We start from the raw sequence: 24,527 nt of genomic DNA, 5'->3' as shown, positions 1-24,527 counted from the left end.
AGCTCCATTCGGATGGCGCGGCCCAAACGGAACTTTATCAATAAAAAACATTTACCGCATTTTGATAGTGCATCAACTCAGTCGGCGCAAGCGCTGTTTGATGCCTGCCTCGGATGGCTGGGCGGAAGAGTTCTTTCTGTCGGAACTCCGCTGCCAATCTCCTCCAATGTCCCGCATGGAATATTAATTCCATCACTCAGTCAATATGGAATGTTCATTCTTTTTTTGGGAGTGTACGAACTGCGACACCTGGCGATCACGTCAGGTGTTCGCGACTGTCGCGAGCGGTCCGGCTTAGAGCGTCGCGCCGAGGTGCCAAGGCACGAACTCGTTGTCGCCGTAGCCGAATTCCTCGCTCTTGGTCTTGCGGCCCGAAGCTGTCTCGACGATCAGTTCGAAGATCTCGCGGCCCATGCCGGCAATGGTCTTTTCGCCCGAGGCGATGACGCCGCAATTCACGTCCATGTCCTCTTCCATGGTGTGGTACATGGTCGAGTTGCTGGCGACCTTGATCGACGGCGTCGGCCGGCAGCCGAAGCAGGAGCCGCGGCCGGTGGTGAAGACGATGACGTTCGCGCCACCCGCCACCTGGCCGGTGGCCGAGACCGGGTCGTAGCCGGGCGTGTCCATGAACACCAGCCCGTGCCCGGTGACCTTTTCGGCATAGCCGAAGACGCCGTTGAGCGGCGTCTGGCCGCCCTTGGCGACCGCGCCGAGCGACTTTTCCAGGATGGTGGTCAGGCCGCCGCGCTTGTTGCCCGGCGAGGGATTGTTGTCGATGGATGCGCCATGCTTGGCGACATGGTCTTCCCACCATTTCACGTAGCCGTCGAGCTTGGCGGCGATCTCGGGAGTTGCGGCGCGATAGGCAAGCAGGTGCTCGGCGCCGTAGATCTCCGTCGTTTCGGAGAGGATGCCGACGCCGCCGACGCCGGCCAAAATGTCGACGGCCGCACCCAGCGCCGGGTTGGCAGTGATGCCGGACATGCCGTCGGAGCCGCCGCATTGCAGGCCGACGACGATCTCGCTGACCGGGATCGGCTCACGCTGAAGCTTGCCGACCTCTTCGGCGATCTCGGCCAGCACGACCAGCGCCTTCTCGACCGATTTGCGCGAGCCGCCGGCTTCCTGGATGTTGAAATGGCGTTTTCCCGCGGCGACGCCCTTCTGGCCATAGAGGGTGAGCTGGTTGACCTCGCAGCCGAGCCCGACCATCAGCACGCCGCCGAAATTCGGATGACGTGCATAGCCGGCCAGCGTACGGTGCAGCACCATCATGCCATCGCCGGTGGCGCTCATGCCGCAGCCCTGGCCGTGGACGATCGGGACGAAGCCGTCGATGCCGGGATATTGCGGCAGAAGCGTGCGGTTCGCCGCGTCGGCGATGGCATGGCAGACGGTGGCCGAGCAATTGACGCTGGCGAGAATGCCGATGAAGTTGCGCGTGCCGGCACGGCCGTCGGCACGGCGGTAGCCCATGAAGGCGCGGGCGCGGTCGGCCTCGGTCGCGTGCACGGCCTCGCTCGGCGGCACCACCGGCAAACGCCCGCTTTCGAAGACCAGATTGTGCGAATGGACATGCTCGCCGGGCGCGATATCCTGCGTGGCACGGCCGATTGCCTGGGCGTATTTGACCACGGCTTCGCCGGCGGCAATCGGCTTGATCGCCACCTTGTGGCCCGGCTCGATCAGCGCGGCGGCGGCGGCGCCGCCCGGCAGTACGGTGCCGATCTCGATGCGGCCATTGGCGACCGCGACATTGTCGGCGGGAGACAGAAGAATGCTGTTTGCGGCGTTCACGGGAGCTTCCTGGGTATGTTCCTGGGTGCGCGAGCGAATTGACACGCGGCTCTTAACATATAATGTCTTTTATCGTGAAAAAACATTTTTGCGTCAATTGTTTTTTCGCCAGAGCGCGACGCGTCTTTTGGATGCGCGACGTAGGCTCTACAACCAAAACTAGCGTTGCGCATGATGTTTTCCGAAGCGATTCCGATTTCATGCGCGAGAAAAGCTTCACGCCGGCCGCAAACGCCGGCGCGCCACGGGGCAGGGGATGTCGAAGAGCAACAACGTATACAAGGACGCCTATAATCGCGGTCTTAGGCTGCTCGACGAAACCAGGAGCCTGCCTTCGGAGCCGGAGCTGGGCACGCTGCTCGGCGTCAGCCGCACGACCGTCCGCACCATCCTTGCCCGCATGGAAGAGACCGGGCTGATCGATTGGAACAAGCGCAGCAAGACGGTTCTGCGCGAGCCGCGGCCGGACGATTTTTTTCCCGAGGAAGAGACCGACACGCTGGCCGAGATCATCGAACGCTCCTTCATGCGGCGGCTGCTTGCCGGTGGCGCCGAGGCCGGCATGCAGATCAACGAACTCGAACTGGCGCGCGAGATCGGCGTCGGCACCACCAGCGTGCGCGAATTCCTGATCCGCTTCTCGCGCTTCGGCCTGATCGAGAAGCGCCGCAACAGTCATTGGGTGCTGAAAGGCTTTACCCGCGCCTTCGCGCTGGAGCTGACCGAAATCCGCGAGATGTTCGAACTGCGCTCGGCCGCCGCCTTTGCCGCTCTGCCCGAGGACAGCCCGGTCTGGGCCGACCTCGACAGCCTGGAAGACGAGCATCGCCTGCTGGCGCGCGAGATCGCCGTGCGCTTCAACGCGTTCTCCGAGCTCGACGAGCGCTTTCACCGGCTGATCCACCGCGCCTCGCACAACCGCTTCATCGTCGATTTCTACGACGTCATCGCCATGATCTTCCACTACCACTACCAATGGAACAAGGCGCAGGAGCGCGAGCGCAACGAAGTCGCGGTCCAGGAGCATCTCGCCTATATCGCCGCGCTCAAATCGCGCGATCTCGCCAAGGTCGACGCCGCCTGCCGCAAGCACCTGAAATCGGCCCGCCACACGCTGCTGACGTCGATCCCGGAGGGCAGGCAGCCGCTGCGCGCGTGATTGTGTTGCGTTGCCGCAGCAACGTTTTGGCGATTTTCCGGCCGCCGGCTCCGTGCTAGAGAGCTGACGTTGCTGCGTGAAGAGGCTGGTTCTTGACCATACGCCGGAGACGATGGAGCATGCCGGTCGCGTTCGCCGCGGCCTGGCTTTTCGTGCTCCAGTCGATGTTCGGCGCGTTTGCTTCCGGCATCGAGCCGAACGCCTCGCAATTCGATGCTTTCGGCAACACGATCTGCACCCATGACGGTGCGGCGCAACTCCCGGCAGGGGATCCGCATCAGCAGCACATGCCGGCTTGCTGCATGCTTGGCTGCAACCTCGTTTCGGCGGTCTACGCGCCGCCCGATGCCACCGGGAGCCTGTCTCGCAGCCCTTCCGTCGAAACCATCGCCTTTTTCCTGCCGGCCTTCCGGCATCGCGATTTCGCCCGCGCCCGCACTCCGTCCAATCCGCGCGCACCACCGGCGACGGCCTGATCCGTTCTGGTTTGCGCCGCGCACACCCTTGGCCGGCGCGTTTATCGACATCGTTCGCGACCGGCATCGGCGCGATCTCTTAAAATCCACGGAGCAATCATGTCTCACTCTTTTCGCGCTGCCGCATCCAGCCGCAGGCGCTTCTCACTGGGTAGTTTCGAGCAGCGTCTCGGCGTCGCCCTTTGCGTTCTTGCCCTCCTGTTCGCCAACGCCCAGACGGTGTTGGCACATGAGTTCAAGCTTGGCGGTCTCGAGATCGGGCACCCCTGGTCGCGCGCCACGCCAGCCGGCGCCAAGGTAGCCGGCGGCTACTTCACCATCACCAACACCGGCAGTGCGCCGGATCGCCTGCTGTCGATCGCCTCCGACATTTCGGTTAAGGCCGAACTGCACGAGATGGGCGTCAGCAATGGCGTCATGACCATGCGGCCGGTCACCGGCGGCCTCGAAATCCCGGCCGGCGGCAAGGTCGCGCTGGCGCCTAAGGGCTATCATCTGATGTTCATGGATTTGAAGCGGCGGCCCAAGGAGGGCGAAATGTTCTCCGCCACGCTGACCTTCGAGAAGGCCGGGCCCGTGCAGATTGAATTCGCCGTGCAAGGCATCGGCAGTGCGGCACCCCAGGACGACGACTGACTTGGCCGCTTCGAGAGGTACCATCATGAAGAAATCTCTTTTGCCCGGCTGCGTGCTTCTTGTTCTCGGGACCAGCGCGGCCTTCGCCCACATCACGCTCGAAACGCCGGAGGCGGCGGTCGGCTCGACCTACAAGGCGGTTCTTCGGGTGCCGCATGGCTGCGAGGGCAAGGCAATGACCGCCTTGCGCGTGCAGATCCCGGAAGGGGTGCTCTCGGTCAAACCGATGCCGAAGCCGGGCTGGACGCTGCAGGTCAAGAACGGCAAATACGAGAAGTCCTACCAGCTCTACGGCCAGGCAGTGACCAGCGGCGTCAAGGAGGTCGACTGGAGCGCCGGCAGCCTGCCGGACGAATTCTACGACGAATTCGTCTTTCGCACGACACTGGCGTCCGACCTGCCGGCAGGCCAGACGCTGCATTTCCCGGTGGTGCAGGAATGTGACGGCGTCGCCGATCGCTGGATCGAAATTCCGGCGGTCGGGCAGGCTGAGGACGCGCTGGAATTTCCGGCGCCCGGCCTCAAGCTGCTGCCGAAGAAGTGAGCTCCAGCGGCGCGCTTTGGCGGATGAGCGCGCCGCTGCTCTTGGCGGTGAGATGAGCGCGGCATCCTTCCTGCGGCGAGCTTGCATGGCCGGCAACCATTCTGGCCGGCTTGTGGCTGGCCTGCTCGCCGCCATCGTGCTGCTCGCCGTAATTGCCATGCCTGATCCGGCCTTCGCCCATGCGGCGCTGATCAAGGCCGAGCCGGCTGACGGTGCGGTGCTGGCGCAGAGCCCGTCGCCGATGTCGCTGACCTTCAGCGAGCCGGTTTCGCCGCTGGTGCTGACGCTGGTGCGGCCCGACGGCACGGCGGTCCCGCTGAGCTCTTTCCAGCTCAGCGGCCAGACCGTCGAGATCGACAATCCGCAGGCGCTGACATCCGGCACGCATGTGCTGAGCTGGCGAGTGATCTCCGCCGACGGGCATCCGGTCGGCGGCTCGGTGCTGTTCTCGGTCGGCGCACCGAGTGCTGCGCCGGCCGCCTCCGAAGCCGTCGACCGGGGGCTTCGAACGGCGATCTGGATCGGCAAGGTTTTTCTATATATCGGCCTGTTTTTCGGCGTCGGCGGTGCCTTTGCGCTGGCCTGGCTGGCGCAAGGCGGTCGATCCGGCCAGCGCCTGATCGTCGCGGCAATCCTGTGCGGGCTGGCCGCCGCACCCCTGTCGCTCGGCATGCAGGGGCTGGATGCGCTTGGCGCGCCGCTTGCCCGGCTGGCGCAGCCGGTCATCTGGCAGACCGGGCTGGGCACCAGCTTCGGCTGGACGGTGCTGATCGCGCTGATGGCGCTCGGCCTCAGCCTATTATCGCTGGTCGTGCCGCCCGCCGACGCAAAGCCGCTCGCCTTGGCCGGACTGGCTGGCGTCGGCGCAGCACTTGCCGCCAGCGGGCATGCCAGTGCCGCCGAGCCGCAATGGCTGACCAGGCCGATGGTGTTTCTGCACGGAACTGGTATCGCCGTCTGGGCCGGGGCGCTGGCGCCGCTTGGTCTTGCCTTGAAACGGCAGCCGGCCAAAGCCGGGCCATTGCTGCGACGGTTTTCGCGAGCGATCCTGTTCGTCGTGGCCGTGCTTGCGGCAGCCGGCATCGTGCTCGCCGTCATCCAGGTGCAAACGCCGTCGGCGCTGGTCCACACCGCTTATGGCCGGCTGCTGCTGCTCAAGCTCGTGCTGCTCGTCTTTCTGTTCACGCTCGCCGCCGTCAACCGCTTCAAGCTCACGGCCTCGGCCGAGGCAGGAAATACGGAAGTCCAGCGGCGGCTGGCCCGCTCGATCGCCATCGAGGTGCTGATCGTGGTGGCGATCTTCGGAGTTGGCGCCGGCTGGCGCTTCACGCCGCCGCCGCGGGCGCTGGCAATCGCCGCGGCACAGCCGGCATCGGTGCATATCCACACGCAGCAAGCGATGGCCGATCTCAGCATTGCGCCCGGCCACACCGGACCTGTTGCTGCTTCGATCTTCATCATGACCGGCGATTTCGGCCCGCTCGACGCCAAGCAGGTGACGCTGGTGCTGTCAAAGCCCGATTCCGGCATCGAGCCGATAAAACGCCCTGCGACGAAGCCCGGCGACGGCACCTGGCGCGTCGACGATCTCGTCATTCCGATCGCCGGCCGGTGGACGGCGCGGCTCGATATCCTGGTCTCCGATTTCGAGATGGTGAAGATAGAGGCGCCGATCGACATCAGGCCGTGACGAGAGCGCTGGTCCGCGCAACACAATTCGGCGAGACGGTTGACGCGGCCTTGAAGGCCCGTCAATCATCGTCATCAAGAATGGGCATCCAACCCAATCGCGGCTCAAAGCAACAAGATCCGAAAGCAGGGAAGAAACAATGGAAAAAGCCGAAATCGGCCTGATCGGCCTTGGCACGATGGGCTCCAACCTGGCGCTCAACATCGCCGAGAAGGGGCACCGCATCGCCGTCTTCAACCGCACGGCGGCGCGCACCGATGCCTTTGTCGAAAATGCCGGCGCGCTCAGGGATAGGGTGGTGCCCTGCTACAGCCTCGAGGAACTGGCCGCCGCGATCCGGCCGCCGCGGCCGATCATCATCATGGTGCTGGCCGGCAAGCCGGTCGACGAGCAGATCGCGGCATTGCGCGGCGTGCTGTCGGCCAACGACATCGTCATCGACGCCGGCAACGCCAATTTCCGCGATACGATGCGGCGCTTCTCGGAGCTTACCGATTCGGGCCTGACCTTCATCGGCATGGGCGTGTCCGGCGGCGAGGAGGGCGCACGCCACGGTCCCTCGATCATGGTCGGCGGCACCGAAGAGTCCTGGAAGCGCGTCGAAAAGGTGCTGACCGCGATCTCGGCCAAGTTCAAGGGCGAGCCTTGCGCGGCGTGGCTTGGCACCGACGGCGCCGGCCATTTCGTCAAGACCATCCACAACGGCATCGAATATGCCGACATGCAGATGATCGCCGAGATCTACGGCATCTTGCGTGACGGGCTCGGCATGGGGCCGAAAGAAATCGCTGAGGTGTTTTCCCAGTGGAACACGGGCCGGCTCAACTCGTACCTGATCGAGATCACCGCCAAGGTACTGGCCGCCGACGACCCCAAGACCGGCAAACCGGTGGTCGACATCATTCTCGACCGCGCCGGCCAGAAAGGCACCGGCAAATGGTCGGTGATCGAGGCGCAGCAGCTCGGTATCCCGGCCACAGCGATCGAGGCGGCTGTGGCGGCCCGCGTGCTGTCGTCGATCAAGGACGAGCGGCTGGCCGCCGAAAAAGCCTATGGCGGCGGCGTGAGCAAGATTTCCGGAGACAGGGACGCGCTGCTCGGCGATCTCGAGCTGGCGCTGTTTGCCGGCAAGATCGCCGCCTATGCGCAAGGGTTCGCGGTGATGAGCGGCGCGTCGAAGGAATTCAACTGGAACCTGCCGATGCCGGTCATCGCCAAGATCTGGCGGGCCGGCTGCATCATCCGCTCGCAATTGCTGGATACGATGGCGGAGGCCTTCGGCGCCGGCGGCGCAGCCACCAACCTGTTGATGGCGCCGGCTTTCGTTTCATTGATGCAGGAGGCCCATCCGTCGCTTCGCCGTGTCGTGGCAAGTGCAGCCGAAGCGGGCTCGCCGGTGCCGGCCCTGTCATCGGCGCTTGCCTATTTCGACAGTTACCGGCAGGGCCGCGGCACCTCGAACCTGATCCAGGCGCAGCGCGATTTCTTCGGCGCGCACGGCTTCGAGCGTATCGACGGGCAGGGCGCTTTCCATGGCCCGTGGGGGAGCGGGGCGGCGGGGTAGCCTCATATTGGGCGTTCACGTCTGCGCCGTCGCCTCCTGAAAGCCGACTTCGTCATTGACGACATTGGAAGTCTCGTTGCGCCAAGCCGACCTTCGCAAGCATCCCATAAATCGAGTACCAGGCAGTGCGATCCCCGTCGCTTCAGCACCGGCGAGTTTTGACCTGACAATAGGGCCCACATACATTCAGCGCAGGCATCAGGGAACCGAAGCCGAATGACTTTTCAATGCCAAAACCGGCTAAGAAGCAGATACGTGCTTCCGAAAAACTAGGTAATTGGAGCGATACGTTTGAACCCACCGAACGCTGCTGACTATCGGGGCGCCCGTGCATCTAATGCCGGAGATCAATTTCACGAACTTTGGGCGCTCCAGCAGATGCTGGGCCTGCTTATACCCGGGACTCAGCTTGCTGCCGTCTCGGTTGAGGGAATTGGATATGAGGACGGCGGTACGGTCGGCACTGATGCACCCACTTGGGATGGCGTCGATTGCGCTCTCTACTACGGCGCTCCCACCCTAAAAACGGCTGACCGAGTTGAATTCGCGCAGCTGAAATACTCTCCTTCGGACCCGGCTACCTCATGGTCGGTCGCCCGACTCACGTACAACTCCAAGAAGACTGGCGACAACTCGGTCATCAGAAAGCTGGCCGACGACTTTGCCGCTGCGCGTGCTGACGTCAAACCGGAGGCCACGGTCAAACTCCGGTTGGTGAGTAACCAACCGGCAGGCGCGGACATACTTGACCTTCTCAATCCCGGTCTCACCTCCGAGACGCCCGCGATCCGTGCTGTCCGCGGGACAAACCTAAGGAAAGTCGCGACGGCATCGGGACTGATGGGCGAGGAGCTGAAGGCGTTCCTGGCTGCGCTTGACCTTAGTGAGTGCGGATCGCTGTCTCGTTTCTCGCTGAGAGAAAGTGTCGTCGAAAAAACCACGCAGGTTTTGGGCGACGAAGTTGGCAATGAGATCGAGAGCCTGCAATCTCAAGTCCGTACGCTCATGCTCCCCGAGCGCGTGCGCGAATTCGTTGACGAACACAAACTCCTTGCCTGGTTTGACGTCGGGGACCGCAAGGCGTTGTTCCCTTCGCCCCAAGACATCACCCTCCCAAAGAAGCAGATCGTCCGGGTCGCCACCGGAGAGGTCGTGCGAAAACTGAACGAGGGTAGACGGCTGATACTCGTCCATGGTGAAGGCGGTTGCGGCAAGACAACGTTGACGCAACAACTCGCCTCTCGCCTTCCGCCCGGGTCGGTTGTCGTTACCTACGATTGCTATGGCGCTGGCCGCTACATGTATTCCGACGACCGTCGACATTTGCCTGAGCGAGCTTTTCTGCAAATCATCAATGACCTTGCGCTGGCTGCAGAACTTCCAATCCTGATCCCACGAAGTCGGACACACCCGGTCACGACAGAAGTTCTCTTCAAGCGCCTCAAATTCGCAGGCGAGGCGATCGCCGCAGTGTCGCCCGATGCGATCGTGTTGATCATTGTAGATGCCGCTGACAATGCGATGACCGCGGCAGCAAAGACCGTTCCAGCCGATCCTTCGTTCGTCTACGAACTCGCAACCGCAAACCTGGAATCGCTGCCGCCGAATGTTCGATTCGTGGTGTCCGCAAGGACGGCGCGGAGAGATTCACTCAATCTTCCACCAATGACAGAAGAGATTCCGTGTCTCCCTTTCACGGAGAACGAATCGCGACTCCATTTGCTTGAAGCATTTCCGAACGCCTCGAATGCCGACATCACAAGCTTTCACGCGCTGACAGGTGGCAACCCCCGCGTTCAATCCTACGCGTTGCAGGCGGCGGACGGAAAACTTGAAACGTTGTTCGAGGCGCTCCTCCCAAACGGCAAAAGCCTTCCTGACGTCATAGAAGCGTCCTTCACGCTCGCGCTACACAAGCTGGGTCAGCGCGACATTCTGGACGGGCTCGTCGCATCGCTTGCCTTCCTTCCCACACCGGCGACGCTTGCAGCCGTGGCAGAAACCGCAGGGACGACCACAGAGATTGTGCGTGACTTTGTTCTAGACCTCGGTCGCGGCCTAAGGCTAGAAGCCGATACCGTTACGGTTTCCGATGAGGACTTCGAGGATCATATCAAAGCGCGTGCCGCTGCTAGACGAGCGGCTACGCTTGGGAAGATCGCAGATTATTTTTGGACGCGCTACAAGTCCGACGCCTACTCGGCGGCCTACGTAGCAGATTACCTGATCAAGGCTGGGCGGCAGCAGCACGCCTTTGACATCATTGACACAGACACCAAAGTCCAAGCGGTGCCGGACCCGATCCGCAAGCGCGAGATACAGATACGTCGCCTCACTCTTGCTCTCGCCTCGTGCCGGCAAACCGGGAACACGGTCAAGGCACTTCAGACCATTCTCATTGGCGCTGAGGCTCAACACGACGAGGGTGCATTCTACACGCTCATTGATCGCGAAACCGAACTGGCGACCGAGTTCAGCGGCCCGTCGATCATGCGCCGCATCCTTCTCGACCGGGATGAAGTCGGAGCTCATGGCTCCGTCATGGCGCACCTTGCTCTCAGCGCCGGTCGAAGCGGTGATCGTGCGGCAACGCTACACTACCTGCGCATGTACGACGCGTGGATCGGTCGTCGGCCTGAAAACGATAGCCCGTCGCGAAGAGGACGACCTGACGAATGGAAGGTCGAAGACGACGACATAGCCGCTCGCGTCGAAGCTGCATTCCTCGTCGGAGGCCCACAACCGGCGATGCACGAGCTTTGGAGGTGGACCCCCCTTGGTGTCCGTCTCGCAGTCGGCCTTAAGGTTGTGCCGCGTCTGATTGCCGCTGGCGGAGGCGACGCTCTCCTTACCTTCCTAAAAGAAGGGCACCTAAAAAAGCCGTGGCCGCTTGTACTGGCGGTCCCCTTGGCGCAGGCAGGCTTCGCGGTCCCAAGCGAGATCCTTCTGGAATGTTTGCGACGCCTGCGGAGCGCATTTATCCCCGGCATTGACCTAGGCTACTCGCGTGCCGCGCCTGCGTGGGAGCCAGAATGGATGCGCACGCTCGTAGGCGCCTGCGAGCTGGCCCACGCTCGTGGGGGCGACGGCGCAATCGTAGCCCGCGCCGTAAGCAAAATTACGAAAGCGCTCGAGAACAGCCGCCAGGGACGGCTGTACACGTCGGATGCTGTTCGCATCGACGGCCTGATGCGGTTGTGGCTACTGGCGCGATCCATTGCAGGCGACGAGCGCAAGGCCGGTGAATTCGTGAAGTATGGGGACGGGCTCGAGGCAAAACCCGTCAGTGAGCCGCCCGCCAAGCCCAAAGCTGCCCGAAAGAAGGGCAAGGCAGACAGGCAAAAGGTCGAGCACGACGACGAAAAGGAACGTCTACATCGCGTGCTCCACGTCCTCTTTCCGCTCTACGCGCAGCGCGTTGACTTGATTGAGAAGCGGCGATCGGGAGACGACTCCCTCCTAGACGTGGCAAAGCTCGCGGTATCCGGAAACAGCTACCAGCTCGATCAAGGATATCAGGGGGTCCATCTCCGGGTCGTCGCGGCGCGCAGCGTGGCGGAGCTCCTCTTTCTTGGCGGCATGCCGATCGACCAACTCTATGAGCGCTGTATGGGCACCGCGAGCGAGAAGCCAAGCAACTTTCTAAGCAGAGACGCCTTGATCCTGAGCGTCTTTAGAATGTCGTCCTCATTCCACCCTCAGTTCATGACGCACATCGCAAAGGCGGCCGCCGGCGTCCGATCCTTGAGCACACGCGCCACGGACAAGGTCGATGAGCTCGTTGGACTGGCGCGCCTCGTGCTGCCGATCAGCAGGCTGGACGCCCAGGCCTGTTTCAACGAAGCTGTGACCATCGCCAAGGAGATCGACGAAGAGGCAATTGACCAAATTAGCTTCTCGTCCTCGTTGGTGGATGTTCTCGCGCGCAGCGGCCCGAGGCACGAACCGGTTCTCGCTTCTAAGTTCGCCACGTTCGCGGCCGCGGCATCGATCCGCCTAGAAGGCCATGAGGGCTTCAGTTGGACCGCGTTGCTCGAGGGCTTGTGGGCCTGCACCTTCCTACTGCCTTGTCCTCTGCGGCGCGATGGATGGACGATGGGACCGTCGGCCTTCGCGACACCCTGCAGCCCGTGGTTGAGGCTTCGATATCTTCCAATCAGATCGACGCTCCGCTGGGCTTGGCACTCTCCATTCTCCTGGACGGCCCTGATCTGGAGGTAATTACAGCGCTCGTGCCTCAGCTGCACGCCATGAAAAGCAACGAAGACGCAAACCTGCTAGAGGAGACGTCCCGTCTGATCCTTCTTGCAGAGGGCCAGGGTGTACGACCGGAGCGCGCACGTCGCCTCTTAGCCGCAGTCTCGCCTGATGCACGTGGCGAGTGGTTGTCGCAACTTCGGCGCCTCATGGACTTCGCCCAGCAGCAAAGGCGCGCGGATACGATCCAGCCTAAGAATGAAGACCACCGCATTAGCCTGCGTGGTACTCCAACTCCTACCGATGAGGCCGCGCCGAAACTCCCGGTGGTCATCACGGAAGTTTCCAAAGCGGGTCTCGAAGAGGCAATACAGGCTTCGCGCGGGCAGGATCGCTATTTTCAACCGGCCACGACCCTCGGTGAAATCGCCTCGACCCTGCGCATGGCGGATAGCGTTCCATTTCTGGCCGCGCTAACTGCGATCGACAGTGATCTCGTTGGTGCTGCGGAGTGGAGTCCTCTGCTTGCGAACCTTCTGAGAGACTGGAGCTCAAGCCCCGCGGTCCAGTTGTGGTGCAAGAACGAGCTACCGGCTGTGATCGCCCAGAGTCTCGACGGTTTTACGCGCTATCTGCGGTTCAACGACAGCAGGCTCGATAGCCTCCTGGATTACACCCAGGCGAGCGCGGACGAGCGGGCCGAAATCCTCATCGACGGAATTGCAGCCTGTGGTATCCGCATGGGCAGCAGCACGTTATTCGGTATTGCCTCGCGGATCGCCGCCACGCTTCCAGCGGATGGCGTGGAAGCCCTGCTGCGCTGGTACCTTGATCGGCTCGTGAACCGGTTGCCTGAGACAGATCAGCAGGCACGCATTCCAGTCGATGTACCTGACGATCTCGACCACGCTATGGCGCGCTTTTACTACGCGCTCCTGAGTGACATCGATACCCGCGTCAGATGGCGCGCCGCTCACTCCATCCGCTGCCTCGCTCGTCTTGGACTCGCATCCCGCATCGCCGCTATTTTCGCCGAAGCAGGGCGGACGTCTGACAACGCGTTCCGCGATCCTGAGGCGCCATTCTACTTTCTGGGCGCAAGGCTCTGGCTTGGAATCGTCGCCTATAGGCTCAGTGCTGAGTCACCTGCGGCGCTTCCGGCGATCAAGGACAGTCTCCTTAGCGACGCAATGCTGAGTGATCCGCATATTGCAATTCGCGAATACACCAAGCGGGCACTGCTGCAGGCCGATGCAGCCAACGCGGGCTTGCTCACTCCGGCAGAGCGCCAACGCGTGTCCCAACTCAACACACCCAAGAAGCGAGCCGGAAAGAACACTCAGAAAAATCCGCATCGCTCCTTCGGATGGGCGAGAGAGCGCGCGTCAGGTCGCTTTAACTTCGATGAAACGGATACGGTGCCGTACTGGTACAGCAATCTGCTCAATATCTTTCCAACGGTACCGCAGGATCAGATTCTGGCCGGGGCGGAGCGTTGGATACTTGATGTTTGGTACGCGCCCATCGACGCCAACAGATGGGTCAAGGAGCCACGTCGCGATACCCGCCTCAACGATCGCAGCTGGGGCCTGTACAGCCACAGCCATGGTTCATTCCCAACTTGCGAGCGCTACAGCACTTATCTGGAATGGCACGCAATGCTCTGCGTTGCTGGCGAGCTTCTAGAGGTGGCACCAGTTGGTGCGACCGAATACGGAGAAGATCGCTTTGAATCCTGGATGCAACGCTTTCTTCCCACCGATCCGCCGTTGTGGGCGGTCGACCACCGCGGCCCCACACCGCTGGAATACGCTCTCTGGTCTGCCGATCCGCGAACGGACCGCGGCTGGCTCTCAAACGTTCGAAACGACGAGTATCTGTCGGCGCTTGGGATAAGGTCATCTGGCCGGCCGCAGTGGATTGCGGTCGCCGCACGAGAGACCAGCCATCATCCAACGCGCGAACAGGACATCCATGTCAGCACCGCTCTGGTTTCTCCCGAAACATCGGACGCTCTGGCTCGCGCTCTTCAAACAGCTTCGAGCACCTACGACTTCCGCATCCCAGATGAGAGCGACGATCTTGCGATCCATCAGGCCCCCTACACATTGACCGGATGGCTCCGCTCGCTTTCAGGCGAGGTTCAATTCGACGACCACGATCCGTTTTTGTTTGAAGTCAGGGCCCGTCGTTATGAGCCAGGCGCGCTCGTTACTCGTCAGTTTGGATTGCAAAGGGGACCGGAGTCCAAAACCGCCTGGTACCGGACGGGCGCTCCTGAACCGTCGTTCTTGTATGTTGCGTGGTCTGATGAGCCGTCCAGGGAACGAGACTACGCCCGAACTACCAAGTCGGAGGGCTGGCGGCTTCTGATGCGCGCGGATGAGCTCGCCGAATTCCTCACCAAAGCAAAGTATCGTCTGGTCGTCGAAATAGGTATCGATCGAACGCTGCGAAACCAATACAGTACATCCTATGAGCCCGACGCGAAGCAAAAGAGACAGCACAAAATCCTCCTCCTCTCGGGGGACGGCTCGTTCAGGGACTACCGAGGAAACACTGGCTCTTGGAAGAAAACTGGTCGCTGAATACAAGCTCGACCCCGGCGTCGATACGCTTGGCCGGTGGATGGTCCACTACATCGCCGAACTGATCACAGAAGCCGAGAAGGAAGCCAACGCTCGTCCCGGTGTTCGGGCCGAGGCCGTACAGGCGATCCTGTCCTTCTGGGATCACCGGCATTCGGTCGACCGAATCGATCCGCTTCGAAGCCTGAAGCCGATCCTCAAAGTCATAGCGACTCTAGACCCAGACGGGAACCGGTGGATGCCGCTCGGCCGAGAGAGCGCCTTGCGCGACGTGTATGCGTTGCTCCGGGATATCGTGATCTTTTCGACCATTGCTCAGTCCAAGCCTGCTCCAACGCCTGCTCCCGAGAACCCCGCGGTTTCCGAGGAGGAAGCCACTATCATGTCCGGCCTGAACGTTTGGCTCGCAGACTACCAGAAGCAGGCCATGAGCGAGGTAGCTCAGAAACCCATCCACCGGCGTCCTAAGAAAGCCGATCCCAAAGTAGAACCATTTGACGTATCTGAGCATGTGATCTTTCAAATCGCGAACGCGAAAAAGGCTCTGGACGCCCTGGAACGAGAGGTGCGCGGCCTCCCACCGCTTCAACCTGATATGTCGCGCTTGGAGCGGCTCCTCGCAGCCAAAGTTCCGACTATCGAGATTGAGTTAGTCGGCGTTGAAGGAGGCGCCTCCGAAGAAAGCTCCTAGGTCCGTGGCCTGAAGACTCATTCTCGTTTCGAGCAGCAGAGCGGACCATTCGACAGGTCCGCCTTGGGCTAATCCGAGACGCTAGCGCATTCGATTTTAACGTCCGCTACTCGCGCGGCTGATGCCAGAAGCTGCCAGTCCGCTCCCGGCTCCAAGCTTGCCAGTCAGCAGCACACATTTTCCAGCCAAGTGGAATCACTTGGCGTCGCAGAAATGCGGCTAAGACAAATAGATGGAGCCCAGTTCGATTTGAACGTATCCCGCCCTAGTCGGGCCGGCGATAGGCCTGGACTTCGCCCGGTTCGCTCAGGCTTTGCAGGGTGCCGGGTGCGGCGCCGCCGATCCAGCCCAGCACCGAGCGGGCGAGTTCGGCGCCGGCCAGCCGGAAGTTCTCGTTGACGACCAGCAATTCGCTGCGAAACAGGTGCAGAAGCTCCGACGATTGTTTGGACACCACATCGACATCGCGGCCAAGCTTGAGGCCGGCGTCTTCGATGCCGGCGACGATGGCAAGCGTCGCGGCGGCGGCGCTGCTGATGAAACCGTCCGGGCGGCTTTCGCGGCGCATCAGCTGCGCCGTCCGCATTCTGATCTGCTCGATCGAATGATCGATTGAAACGGTGTTGAACGGAATCTCGCTGGCGCCGACCTCGCTCAGCGCATCGGCAAAGCCGGCGAGCGTGTGGCCGTGATAGGTCAGCTCGACCGGCGGCGCCAACAGAGCCAGCCGGCGGCGGCCGAGGCCGGCCAGATGGCGCACCGCCTCGGCTGCGAAAGCGTAATTGTCGAAATCATGATATGGATGAATCAGCCCCATGTCGGTGCGGCCATGCGTGGCAAAGGGGATACCGCGCTCCAGCATATAACGGGCTCTCGGATCGTTCGGCTGCGTGCGCGAAATGATGACGCCGTCGGCTGAACCGGTTTCCACGAGGTAACGGATAGGGTCGAGCGGATCCTGCGAGCGCGAATAGGGCGTCACGATCAAATGGTAGGGCGTGTCGGCGATGACTTCCGAAACGCCGTAGATGATGTCCGAGACAAAGCTCATGATCTCGTGCTCGGTGTTGAGCACCAGGCTGATGACATTGGTCTTGCCGGTGCGCAAGCGTACGCCGGCACGGTTGGGGCGATAGCCGATCTGCTTGGCGACAAGCTGGACGCGACGCCTGGTCTCGGCGCCGATCTCGGGCGCGTCCTTCAGCGCGCGCGACACGGTGGTGACGCCCAGCCCGGTCATGAAGGCGAGCGTCTTCAGTGTCGGCCGGCCCTGTCCCGACGCTTCGTCGGCCTTCTCTTTTTGATGCCTGTTCATTCGTCCCGCCCCGTCAGGCGCATAGCAGTTGCCGGGCAGGCCGGCAATCGGCGGCCGCGGGTACGCCGCGGGCCTTCACCGAATGAGGCCGCTATATACTGAAACGTTACAGATTGTCACTGCCGTCGCGATATCACTGGTGACAGATGCAGAACGAGCGGCGCTGCAATCGGCGCAAAACAGCGATCGGAACGGCTTTTCCGATCTTTTTGGCGTCGCAGCATTGCATTTTGCAGTGCAACCTCTCTGGTTGCGATGCGGTAGGCCAGCGAGCCGCGCGATTTTATTCGCGCTTCGAAAAAACTTGATGCCACCTTCGCCTGAGGGGTTGCGCGCCTCAAGCAATTGCCGTATCGAAAATCTGTAACGTTTCAGATTCTGGGAGGAACGAAATGCGATACCAACTCATGACTGCTGCGCTGGCATTGACGACCGCGCTGCAATTCGCCGGCCCGGCGGCCGCGACGGATCTGGAAGTCACCCATTGGTGGACCTCCGGCGGCGAAGCGGCAGCGGTCGCCGAACTCGCCAAGGCTTTCGACGCAACCGGCAATCATTGGGTGGACGGCGCTATCGCCGGCTCCGGCGGCACGGCGCGGCCGATCATGATCAGCCGCATCACCGGCGGCGACCCGATGGGCGCGACCCAGTTCAATCACGGCCGGCAGGCGGAAGAATTGGTGCAGGCCGGGCTGATGCGCGACCTCACCGATCTCGCCACCAAGGAAAAGTGGACGGAAATCGTGCAGCCGAAGAGCCTGCTCGACGGCTGTACCCTCGATGGCAAAATCTATTGCGTGCCGGTCAATATCCACTCCTGGCAGTGGCTGTGGCTGTCGAACGCCGCCTTCGAAAAAGCCGGCGTGCCGGTGCCGAAGAACTGGAATGAATATGTCGCTGCGGCGCCCGCGCTTGAAAAAGCAGGCATCCAGCCGCTCGCGGTCGGCGGCCAGCCCTGGCAGGCCTCCGGCGCTTTCGACGTGCTGCTCGCGGCGGTCGGCGGCACCGATGCCTTCCTCAAGGTCTATAAGGACAAGGACGCGGAATTCGCCGCCGGGCCCGAAGTCGCCAAGGTCTTCAAGGCCGCGGACGACGCCCGCAAGATGGCGAAGAACACCAATGTGCAGGACTGGAACCAGGCCACCAACCTGGTCATCACCGGCAAGGCCGGCGGCCAGATCATGGGTGACTGGGCGCAGGGCGAGTTCCAGGTTGCCGGCCAGACCGCCGGCAAGGACTATACTTGCCTTCCGGGCCTCGGCCTCAACGAGATGATCGCCACCGGCGGCGACGCTTTTTACTTCCCGCTGCTGAAGGATCCCGAAAAATCGAAGGCGCAGGAAGTGCTGGCCCACACGCTGCTTGATCCCAAGACGCAGGTCGCCTTCAATCTCAAGAAGGGTTCGCTGCCGGTGCGCGGCGACGTCGACCTCAAGGCGGCGAACGACTGCATGAAGAAGGGCCTCGAAATCCTCGCCAAGGGCAATGTCATGCCTTGGACGGACCAGTTGCTTTCGCAGGATACGCAGAAGCAAAAGGAGGATCTGTTCTCCGAGTTCTTCGCCAAGCAGGACATGACCGTGGAAGATGCGCAGAAGCGCTTCGCCGCCATCGTCGGTTCGGCCGATTGAGCGATCGATCAAGCGCCTCACTCCCGCCCCTGCGAGCGCAGGGTCGGGAGCTCGGGTCAAGACCTCTTGACCCTCCCGCCCTTACCCGATCCAGCGCGGCTGTGCAGATGAGCAAGAGCGAACGCCCCAGCCAACTCTTTCGCAACCTCAATGCGAAAATCGCCTCGATCCCAATGATCTTCACCGCGCTGGTGATCTTTGTTGGCGGCACCGTCTGGACGGTGTTCTATTCCTTCACCAATTCCAAGTTGCTGCCGCGGCTGCACTTCGTCGGTCTCGACCAGTATTACCGGCTGTGGGCGACGCCGCGCTGGCTGATCTCGATCGAGAACCTGCTGATCTACGGCGTGCTGTCGCTGGTGTTCTCGCTGGTAATCGGTTTCCTGCTTGCTGCCCTGCTCGACCAGAAGATCCGGTTCGAGGACACATTCCGGACCATTTTCCTCTATCCCTTCGCCCTGTCCTTCATCGTCACCGGTCTCGTCTGGCAATGGCTGCTCAACCCCGAGTTCGGTGTCCAGGCAGTGGTGCGCAGCCTCGGCTGGACGAGCTTCAGCTTCAATCCGCTCTATGATTCCAGCATCGTCATCTACGGCATATTGATCGCCGCTCTCTGGCAAGGCACCGGGCTGATAATGTGCCTGATGCTGGCCGGCCTGCGCGGCATCGACGAGGATATCTGGAAGGCCGCGCGGGTCGACGGGATACCGACCTGGAAGACCTATCTGTTCATCATCATACCGATGATGCGGCCGGTCTTCATCACCACGCTGGTCATCGTCGCCTCCAACATTGTTCGCGTCTACGACCTTGTCGTCGCCCAGACCAGCGGCGGGCCCGGTATCGCCTCCGAAGTCCCGGCCAAATATGTCTATGATTACATGTTCTTCGCCCAGAACCTCGGCCAAGGGTTCGCCGCTTCGACGATGATGCTGCTGTCGGTGATCATCGTCATCGTGCCGTGGGCCTATCTCGAGTTCGGAGGCAAGAAGCGTGTCTGACCATGCCGTCTCATTGCCTGCCATTGGCGACGCCGGCGGGCTCGAAGCCTACGGGCCGAGCGGACCGAAGCCGCGCCACACGTTCTCGCGCCGCAACATCTTCCTCTACGGCACGCTGATCGTGGTGGCGCTCTACTATCTTTTGCCGCTCTACGTCATGGTGGTGACATCGCTTAAAGGCATGCCTGAGATACGCCTTGGCAACATCTTCTCGCCGCCGATGGAGATCACCTTCGAGCCCTGGGTCAAGGCCTGGTCGAGCGCCTGCACCGGGCTCAACTGCGACGGGCTGTCGCGTGGCTTCTGGAATTCGGTGCGCATCACCATCCCGTCGGTGATCCTGTCGATCGCGCTCGCCTCGGTGAACGGCTATGCGCTGGCCAACTGGCGCTTCAAAGGGGCCGACACTTTCTTCATCATCCTGATCGTTGGCGCCTTCATCCCGTATCAGGTGATGATCTATCCGATCGTCATTATCCTGCGCGAGGTCGGCCTCTACGGCAGCCTCAGCGGCCTGGTGATCGTCCATTCCATCTTCGGCATGCCGATCCTCACGCTTTTGTTCCGCAACTACTTTACCTCCATGCCGGAGGAGCTGTTCCGGGCAGCGCGTGTCGACGGCGCCGGCTTCTGGGGCATCTATTTCCGCATCATGCTGCCGATGTCGCTGCCGATCTTCGTCGTCGCCATCATCCTGCAGGTGACCGGCATCTGGAACGACTTCCTGTTCGGCGTCGTCTACACCCGCCCCGACACCTATCCGATGACGGTGCAGCTCAACAACATCGTCAACTCGGTGCAAGGCGTGAAGGAATACAACGTCAACATGGCAGCCACCATCCTGACCGGCCTGGTGCCGCTGATCGTCTATTTCCTGTCCGGAAAATTGTTTGTGCGCGGCATCGCCGCCGGCGCGGTGAAAGGATGATGGCGATGAACGCAAACGGCAGTGTTGAGGTAAACGGCAGCAGCGGGGCAAACGGCACCAGCGTCTCGATCCAGAACCTGTCGCTGAATTTCGGCGCGATATCGGTGCTGCAGACGCTCAACCTCGATGTCGCAGAAGGCGAGTTCATCGTGCTGCTCGGCCCGTCCGGCTGCGGCAAGTCGACCCTGCTCAACTGCATTGCCGGGCTGCTGGACGTTTCCGAAGGCCGCATCTTCATCAAGGGCAAGAACGTCACCTGGGAAGAGCCCAAGGATCGCGGCATCGGCATGGTGTTCCAGTCCTACGCGCTCTATCCGCAGATGACGGTGGAGAAGAACCTGTCGTTTGGGCTGCGCGTTGCCGGCCTCGCCAAGGACGAGATCGCCAAGCGCATCGCCCGGGCCGCCGAGATCCTGCAGATCGAGCCGCTTTTGCATCGCAAGCCGGCGGCTCTGTCCGGTGGCCAGCGCCAGCGCGTGGCGATCGGGCGCGCACTTGTGCGTGACGTCGATGTCTTTCTGTTCGACGAGCCGCTCTCCAACCTCGACGCCAAGCTGCGCGCGGAATTGCGCGTCGAGATAAAGCTGCTGCATCGCAAGCTCGAGAACACCATGATCTACGTCACCCACGACCAGATCGAGGCGATGACGCTGGCCGACCGCATCGCGGTGATGAAGGGCGGCGTCATCCAGCAGCTCGATGCACCGCAGACCATCTATAACCGGCCGGTCAACCGGTTTGTCGCCGGCTTCCTCGGCTCGCCGGCGATGAACTTCCTCGACGGCAGGCTGGAGCAGGCGGACGGCGACTGGCACTTCGTCGCCGAGGATGTACGGATTCCGCTTGCCACCTATGCTTTCGAGAAGGACCCGGTGCCGGGGCCGGCCGTGTTCGGCATCCGCCCCGAGCACGTCGCGTTCAACAGCGGCACGGGATGGCCATTCGCAGCCACGGCAAGTGTCGAGGTCGTCGAGCCCATGGGTTCCGACACGCTGGTCTGGCTGAAGCTCGGCGGCCAGAATTTCACGGTACGGGTGACAGCCGAGCGCACGCCAAACAACGCCGAGGCGGTCGGCATCGGTTTTGATCCGATGCGCGCCTCGCTGTTCGACGCCGCCACAGGTAACCGCCTCTAGAGCAGATCTAGCCACCCAAGACTCTTCCATTCCCCCCAAGACTCATCCCCCCAAGACTAACCATCCACAAGAAAACGGACAGAGACGATGAACTGGTCATTCCAACTTTACAGTGCCCGCAATTTCCAGCCCTGGGAGGGCGTGCTCAAGATGCTGGGCGAGCTTGGTTACAGCCAAGTCGAAGGGTTCGGTGGTGTCTATGACGATCCCAAGGCATTCCGTGCGGAACTCGACAAGAACGGGCTTGCCATGCCGACCGGGCATTTCTCGATCGACGCGCTCGAGAAGGATTTCGATGGCGTGCGCAGGACGGCCGACGCGCTCGGCATCACGCTGCTCATCTGCCCGTTCCTGAACGCCGAGTTCAGGCCGGCCGACACAGCCGGCTGGCGCGGCTTCGGCGAACGCCTGGCCAAGGTCGGCGAGACGGCCAGGAAAGCCGGCTATGGCTTTGCCTGGCACAACCATGATTTCGAGTTCAAGGCGCTTGCCGACGGCTCGGTGCCGCAGGACCATATTCTGTCCTCGGCGCCTGACATCGGCTGGGAGATGGACGTCGCCTGGGTGGTGCGCGGCGGCGTCGATCCGCTGCCCTGGATCGAGAAGCACGGCAAGCGCATCGTCGCCGTCCACGTCAAGGACATGGCCAAGGCGGGCGAGGGACTCGACGAGGACGGCTGGTCGGATGTCGGCCACGGCACCATCGACTGGCCCGGCCTGATCAAGGCGCTGCGCGCCAAAAGCGCCGCAAAATACTACGTCATGGAACAGGACAATCCCAACGATATCGCGCGCTTCGCCCGCCGCTCGATCGCAGCCGCCAAGACCTATTAGGAGCACACCAGCATGGCAACAAAACTTGGCATCGGCGTCATCGGCTGCGGCAACATCTCGAAGGCGTATTTCTCGCTGGCGCCGCTGTTCCGTGGCATCGAGATGCGCGCCTGCGCCGACATCAACATGGAAGCGGCGAAAGCGCGGGCAAAAGAGTTCAAGCTGCGCGCCGAGACCGTCGAGGGGCTACTCAAGGCCGACGATATCGACATCATCGTCAACCTGACCATTCCGGCGGTGCATTACGAGGTGTCGAAGCAGATTCTCGACGCCGGCAAGCATGTTTATTCGGAGAAGCCCTTCGTGCTCTCGGTCAAGGAAGGGCTCGACCTGAAGAAACGGGCCGAAAGCAAGGGGCTGCGCATCGGTTCGGCGCCCGACACCTTCCTCGGCGGCGCGCACCAGCTTGTCCGCGACCTGATCGACACCGGCAGGCTCGGCAGGATCACCAGCGGCACCTGTCATGTGATGAGCCATGGGATGGAACATTGGCACCCCAATCCGGACTTCTTCTTCCAGCCGGGCGCCGGGCCGGTGCTCGATATCGGACCGTATTACATCACCAACCTGATCCAGCTGATCGGGCCGGTGAAGCAGGTCGCGGCTTTTGCTTCGATCCCGATGACGGAACGCATCATCAGCTCGAAGCCGCGCGCCGGCGAAAAGATCCCGGTCTCCACGCCGACGACGATCCATGGCGTGCTGGAATTCGAGAACGGCGCCGTGGTGACGCTCAACACCAGCTGGGATGTCTGGAGCCATGGCCACGCGCCGATGGAGCTCTATGGCGAGGTAGGCACGGTGTTCGTGCCGGATCCGAATTTCTTCGGCGGCGAGGTGCGCTACACCGAGGCCGCCAAGCCGGTGAAGAAGCTGCCGAAATGGCGGCATCCGTTCGGCGTGCCCAACGAGATGCATTCGCATGGCATGATGGCCAACTACCGCACCGCCGGCCTTGCCGACATGGCGATCGCGATTACCGAAGGCCGGCCGCACCGCTGCTCGATGGAACTGGCGCTGCATGCCGTCGATGTCATGACCGGCCTGTTGCGTTCTGGCGAGACCGGAAAGTTCGTCGCCATGCAGACCAGCTGCGAGCGGCCCGCGGCACTCGGCGTCAAGGCAGCGAAGGAGCTGCTGGCGAAGAAGAAAACGAAGTAGGCGGCGCACCTCCCAAGCACCGTAAAAGCCTCTCCCCGTTTGCGCGGGGAGAGGCTAAAGGTGCGGAAGGCTCGGCTGCCGTGCGTCGCGGCGACAGCCGTCGGGCTCGTTTCGATATGAGGATTTCCCATGCCCTATGTTCCCGCCGAGAACCGCTACGAAAAGATGGTCTACAATCGCTGCGGGCGGTCCGGCCTGAAGCTGCCGGCGATCTCGCTCGGGCTGTGGCACAATTTCGGCGATGACACGCCGCATAGAACCAAGCAGGCAATCACGCGCAAGGCCTTCGATCTCGGCATCACGCATTTCGATCTCGCCAACAATTACGGCCCGCCGCCCGGCTCGGCGGAGCGGGCCTTTGGCGAGATCCTGCGGACGGACTTTGCCGGTTATCGCGACGAGCTGATCATCTCGACCAAGGCCGGCTACGAAATGTGGGCAGGACCTTACGGCGAATGGGGCGGCCGCAAATATGTGCTGGCCAGCCTCGACCAGAGCCTGAAGCGGATGGGGCTCGATTATGTCGACATCTTCTATTCCCATCGCTTCGACCCCGACACCCCTCTGGAAGAGACGATGGGCGCGCTCGATCACGCGGTGCGCTCGGGCAAGGCGCTCTATGCCGGCATTTCCTCCTATAATTCACAGCGCACCCGCGAAGCCGCCGACATTTTGAAGCAGCTCGGCACGCCTTGCGTGATCCATCAGCCGAGCTATTCGATGCTCAACCGCTGGGTCGAGGATGATGGCCTGCTCGATACGCTCGAGGGGCTTGGCGTCGGTTCCATCGTGTTCTCGCCGCTGGCGCAAGGCATGCTGACCGACAAATATCTCGGCGGCATCCCCGATGGCAGCCGCGCCAGCCAGGGCAAGTCGCTGCGCCCGGCATTCATCAACGACAAATCGATCGGCAATATCGAGGCGCTGAACGTCATCGCCCGTCGCCGCGGCCAGACGCTGGCGCAGATGGCGCTGGCCTGGGTGTTGCGCCGGGGCAGGGTGACGTCGGCGCTGATCGGCGCCAGCCGGCCGGAACAGGTCGTGGATTGCGTCGGCGCGCTCGAGACGCTCGACTTCAGCGATGCCGAGCTCGCCGAGATCGACACCTTTGCCCGCGAGTCGGACATCAATCTCTGGGCGACGTCGGCCGAGCGCAAGGGGCCGCCAAGGAAGTAG

Annotated in this window: 17 protein-coding genes; 15 read left to right on the top strand and 2 right to left on the bottom strand. The window is 62.1% G+C overall.

From position 1 onward, the window contains the following. Positions 1-294: 294 nt before the first annotated feature. The gene (locus NKH71_RS23335; RefSeq protein ID WP_352789298.1) at positions 295-1,800 is read right to left on the bottom strand and encodes a UxaA family hydrolase; all 1,506 of its coding nucleotides are present in this window, start codon (positions 1,798-1,800) and stop codon (positions 295-297) included. Positions 1,801-2,056: 256 nt separating this feature from the next. Here NKH71_RS23335 and NKH71_RS23330 point away from each other — a divergent pair, with 256 nt between their 5' ends. From NKH71_RS23330 to NKH71_RS23295, 8 genes are all read left to right on the top strand, one after another. Then, positions 2,057-2,959, top strand: a complete 903-nt coding sequence (locus tag NKH71_RS23330) for a GntR family transcriptional regulator (protein WP_352483619.1) — start codon at positions 2,057-2,059, stop codon at positions 2,957-2,959. A gap of 119 nt (positions 2,960-3,078) precedes the next feature. Continuing rightward, positions 3,079-3,435 carry a DUF2946 family protein gene (locus tag NKH71_RS23325; protein ID WP_352483618.1) on the top strand — a complete coding sequence of 119 codons (357 nt, stop codon included), beginning with the start codon at positions 3,079-3,081 and terminating at the stop codon, positions 3,433-3,435. Between the two features lie 99 nt (positions 3,436-3,534). Further along, on the top strand, positions 3,535-4,071 hold the full coding sequence (locus tag NKH71_RS23320; protein ID WP_352789301.1) for a copper chaperone PCu(A)C: 537 nt from the start codon (positions 3,535-3,537) through the stop codon (positions 4,069-4,071). A 25-nt stretch (positions 4,072-4,096) separates the two neighbouring features. Next, positions 4,097-4,615 carry a YcnI family copper-binding membrane protein gene (locus NKH71_RS23315; RefSeq protein WP_352483616.1) on the top strand — a complete coding sequence of 173 codons (519 nt, stop codon included), beginning with the start codon at positions 4,097-4,099 and terminating at the stop codon, positions 4,613-4,615. Positions 4,616-4,667: 52 nt separating this feature from the next. Further along, positions 4,668-6,305, top strand: a complete 1,638-nt coding sequence (locus NKH71_RS23310; RefSeq protein WP_502900413.1) for a copper resistance CopC/CopD family protein — start codon at positions 4,668-4,670, stop codon at positions 6,303-6,305. Positions 6,306-6,444: 139 nt separating this feature from the next. Further along, complete coding sequence (gnd, locus tag NKH71_RS23305) at positions 6,445-7,869, top strand: NADP-dependent phosphogluconate dehydrogenase (RefSeq protein WP_352789304.1); 1,425 nt, start codon at positions 6,445-6,447, stop codon at positions 7,867-7,869. A gap of 291 nt (positions 7,870-8,160) precedes the next feature. After that, positions 8,161-12,090: a hypothetical protein gene (locus tag NKH71_RS23300; protein ID WP_352895351.1), complete on the top strand. Its 3,930-nt coding sequence runs from the start codon at positions 8,161-8,163 to the stop codon at positions 12,088-12,090. 2,604 nt (positions 12,091-14,694) lie between these two features. After that, positions 14,695-15,345 (top strand): hypothetical protein, encoded by a 651-nt coding sequence (locus NKH71_RS23295; RefSeq protein ID WP_352789307.1) that lies wholly within the window; start codon positions 14,695-14,697, stop codon positions 15,343-15,345. 265 nt (positions 15,346-15,610) lie between these two features. Here NKH71_RS23295 and NKH71_RS23290 read toward each other — a convergent pair whose 3' ends face one another. Beyond that, on the bottom strand, positions 15,611-16,660 hold the full coding sequence (locus NKH71_RS23290) for a LacI family transcriptional regulator (RefSeq protein WP_254816774.1): 1,050 nt from the start codon (positions 16,658-16,660) through the stop codon (positions 15,611-15,613). A 392-nt stretch (positions 16,661-17,052) separates the two neighbouring features. On the opposite strand from NKH71_RS23290, the gene NKH71_RS23285 reads away from it, so the two are divergent. The 7 genes from NKH71_RS23285 (at position 17,053) to mgrA (ending at position 24,527) form a co-directional block, all read left to right on the top strand. Continuing rightward, entirely contained in the window at positions 17,053-18,291 is a 1,239-nt protein-coding gene (locus tag NKH71_RS23285) for an ABC transporter substrate-binding protein (protein WP_031194918.1), read from the top strand. 107 nt (positions 18,292-18,398) lie between these two features. Next, positions 18,399-19,292 carry a carbohydrate ABC transporter permease gene (locus tag NKH71_RS23280; protein WP_023721950.1) on the top strand — a complete coding sequence of 298 codons (894 nt, stop codon included), beginning with the start codon at positions 18,399-18,401 and terminating at the stop codon, positions 19,290-19,292. After that, positions 19,285-20,220, top strand: a complete 936-nt coding sequence (locus NKH71_RS23275) for a carbohydrate ABC transporter permease (protein WP_352789309.1) — start codon at positions 19,285-19,287, stop codon at positions 20,218-20,220. The genes NKH71_RS23280 and NKH71_RS23275 overlap by 8 nt, the downstream gene beginning before the upstream one ends. Positions 20,221-20,225: 5 nt before the next feature. Beyond that, positions 20,226-21,356 (top strand): ABC transporter ATP-binding protein, encoded by a 1,131-nt coding sequence (locus NKH71_RS23270; RefSeq protein WP_051409752.1) that lies wholly within the window; start codon positions 20,226-20,228, stop codon positions 21,354-21,356. A gap of 87 nt (positions 21,357-21,443) precedes the next feature. Next, positions 21,444-22,190, top strand: coding sequence for a sugar phosphate isomerase/epimerase family protein (locus NKH71_RS23265; RefSeq protein WP_023721947.1), 747 nt, complete (start codon positions 21,444-21,446; stop codon positions 22,188-22,190). Between the two features lie 12 nt (positions 22,191-22,202). Continuing rightward, entirely contained in the window at positions 22,203-23,351 is a 1,149-nt protein-coding gene (locus NKH71_RS23260) for a Gfo/Idh/MocA family protein (protein WP_023721946.1), read from the top strand. A gap of 129 nt (positions 23,352-23,480) precedes the next feature. Continuing rightward, entirely contained in the window at positions 23,481-24,527 is a 1,047-nt protein-coding gene (mgrA, locus tag NKH71_RS23255; RefSeq protein ID WP_023721945.1) for an L-glyceraldehyde 3-phosphate reductase, read from the top strand.

The organism is Mesorhizobium sp. M0983 (genome assembly GCF_040318975.1).
Taxonomy (GTDB): Bacteria; Pseudomonadota; Alphaproteobacteria; order Rhizobiales; family Rhizobiaceae; genus Mesorhizobium.
This window is presented reverse-complemented; position numbering and strand designations above follow the sequence as displayed.

Coding starts and splice junctions, on each gene's coding strand:
- NKH71_RS23330 (WP_352483619.1), top strand. CDS start 2,057: ATGTCGAAGAGCAACAACGTATACAAGGACGCCTATAATCGCGGTCTT.
- NKH71_RS23325 (WP_352483618.1), top strand. CDS start 3,079: ATGCCGGTCGCGTTCGCCGCGGCCTGGCTTTTCGTGCTCCAGTCGATG.
- NKH71_RS23320 (WP_352789301.1), top strand. CDS start 3,535: ATGTCTCACTCTTTTCGCGCTGCCGCATCCAGCCGCAGGCGCTTCTCA.
- NKH71_RS23315 (WP_352483616.1), top strand. CDS start 4,097: ATGAAGAAATCTCTTTTGCCCGGCTGCGTGCTTCTTGTTCTCGGGACC.
- NKH71_RS23310 (WP_502900413.1), top strand. CDS start 4,668: ATGAGCGCGGCATCCTTCCTGCGGCGAGCTTGCATGGCCGGCAACCAT.
- gnd (WP_352789304.1), top strand. CDS start 6,445: ATGGAAAAAGCCGAAATCGGCCTGATCGGCCTTGGCACGATGGGCTCC.
- NKH71_RS23295 (WP_352789307.1), top strand. CDS start 14,695: ATGGTCCACTACATCGCCGAACTGATCACAGAAGCCGAGAAGGAAGCC.
- NKH71_RS23290 (WP_254816774.1), bottom strand. CDS start 16,660: ATGAACAGGCATCAAAAAGAGAAGGCCGACGAAGCGTCGGGACAGGGC.
- NKH71_RS23285 (WP_031194918.1), top strand. CDS start 17,053: ATGCGATACCAACTCATGACTGCTGCGCTGGCATTGACGACCGCGCTG.
- NKH71_RS23280 (WP_023721950.1), top strand. CDS start 18,399: ATGAGCAAGAGCGAACGCCCCAGCCAACTCTTTCGCAACCTCAATGCG.
- NKH71_RS23270 (WP_051409752.1), top strand. CDS start 20,226: ATGAACGCAAACGGCAGTGTTGAGGTAAACGGCAGCAGCGGGGCAAAC.
- NKH71_RS23265 (WP_023721947.1), top strand. CDS start 21,444: ATGAACTGGTCATTCCAACTTTACAGTGCCCGCAATTTCCAGCCCTGG.
- NKH71_RS23260 (WP_023721946.1), top strand. CDS start 22,203: ATGGCAACAAAACTTGGCATCGGCGTCATCGGCTGCGGCAACATCTCG.
- mgrA (WP_023721945.1), top strand. CDS start 23,481: ATGCCCTATGTTCCCGCCGAGAACCGCTACGAAAAGATGGTCTACAAT.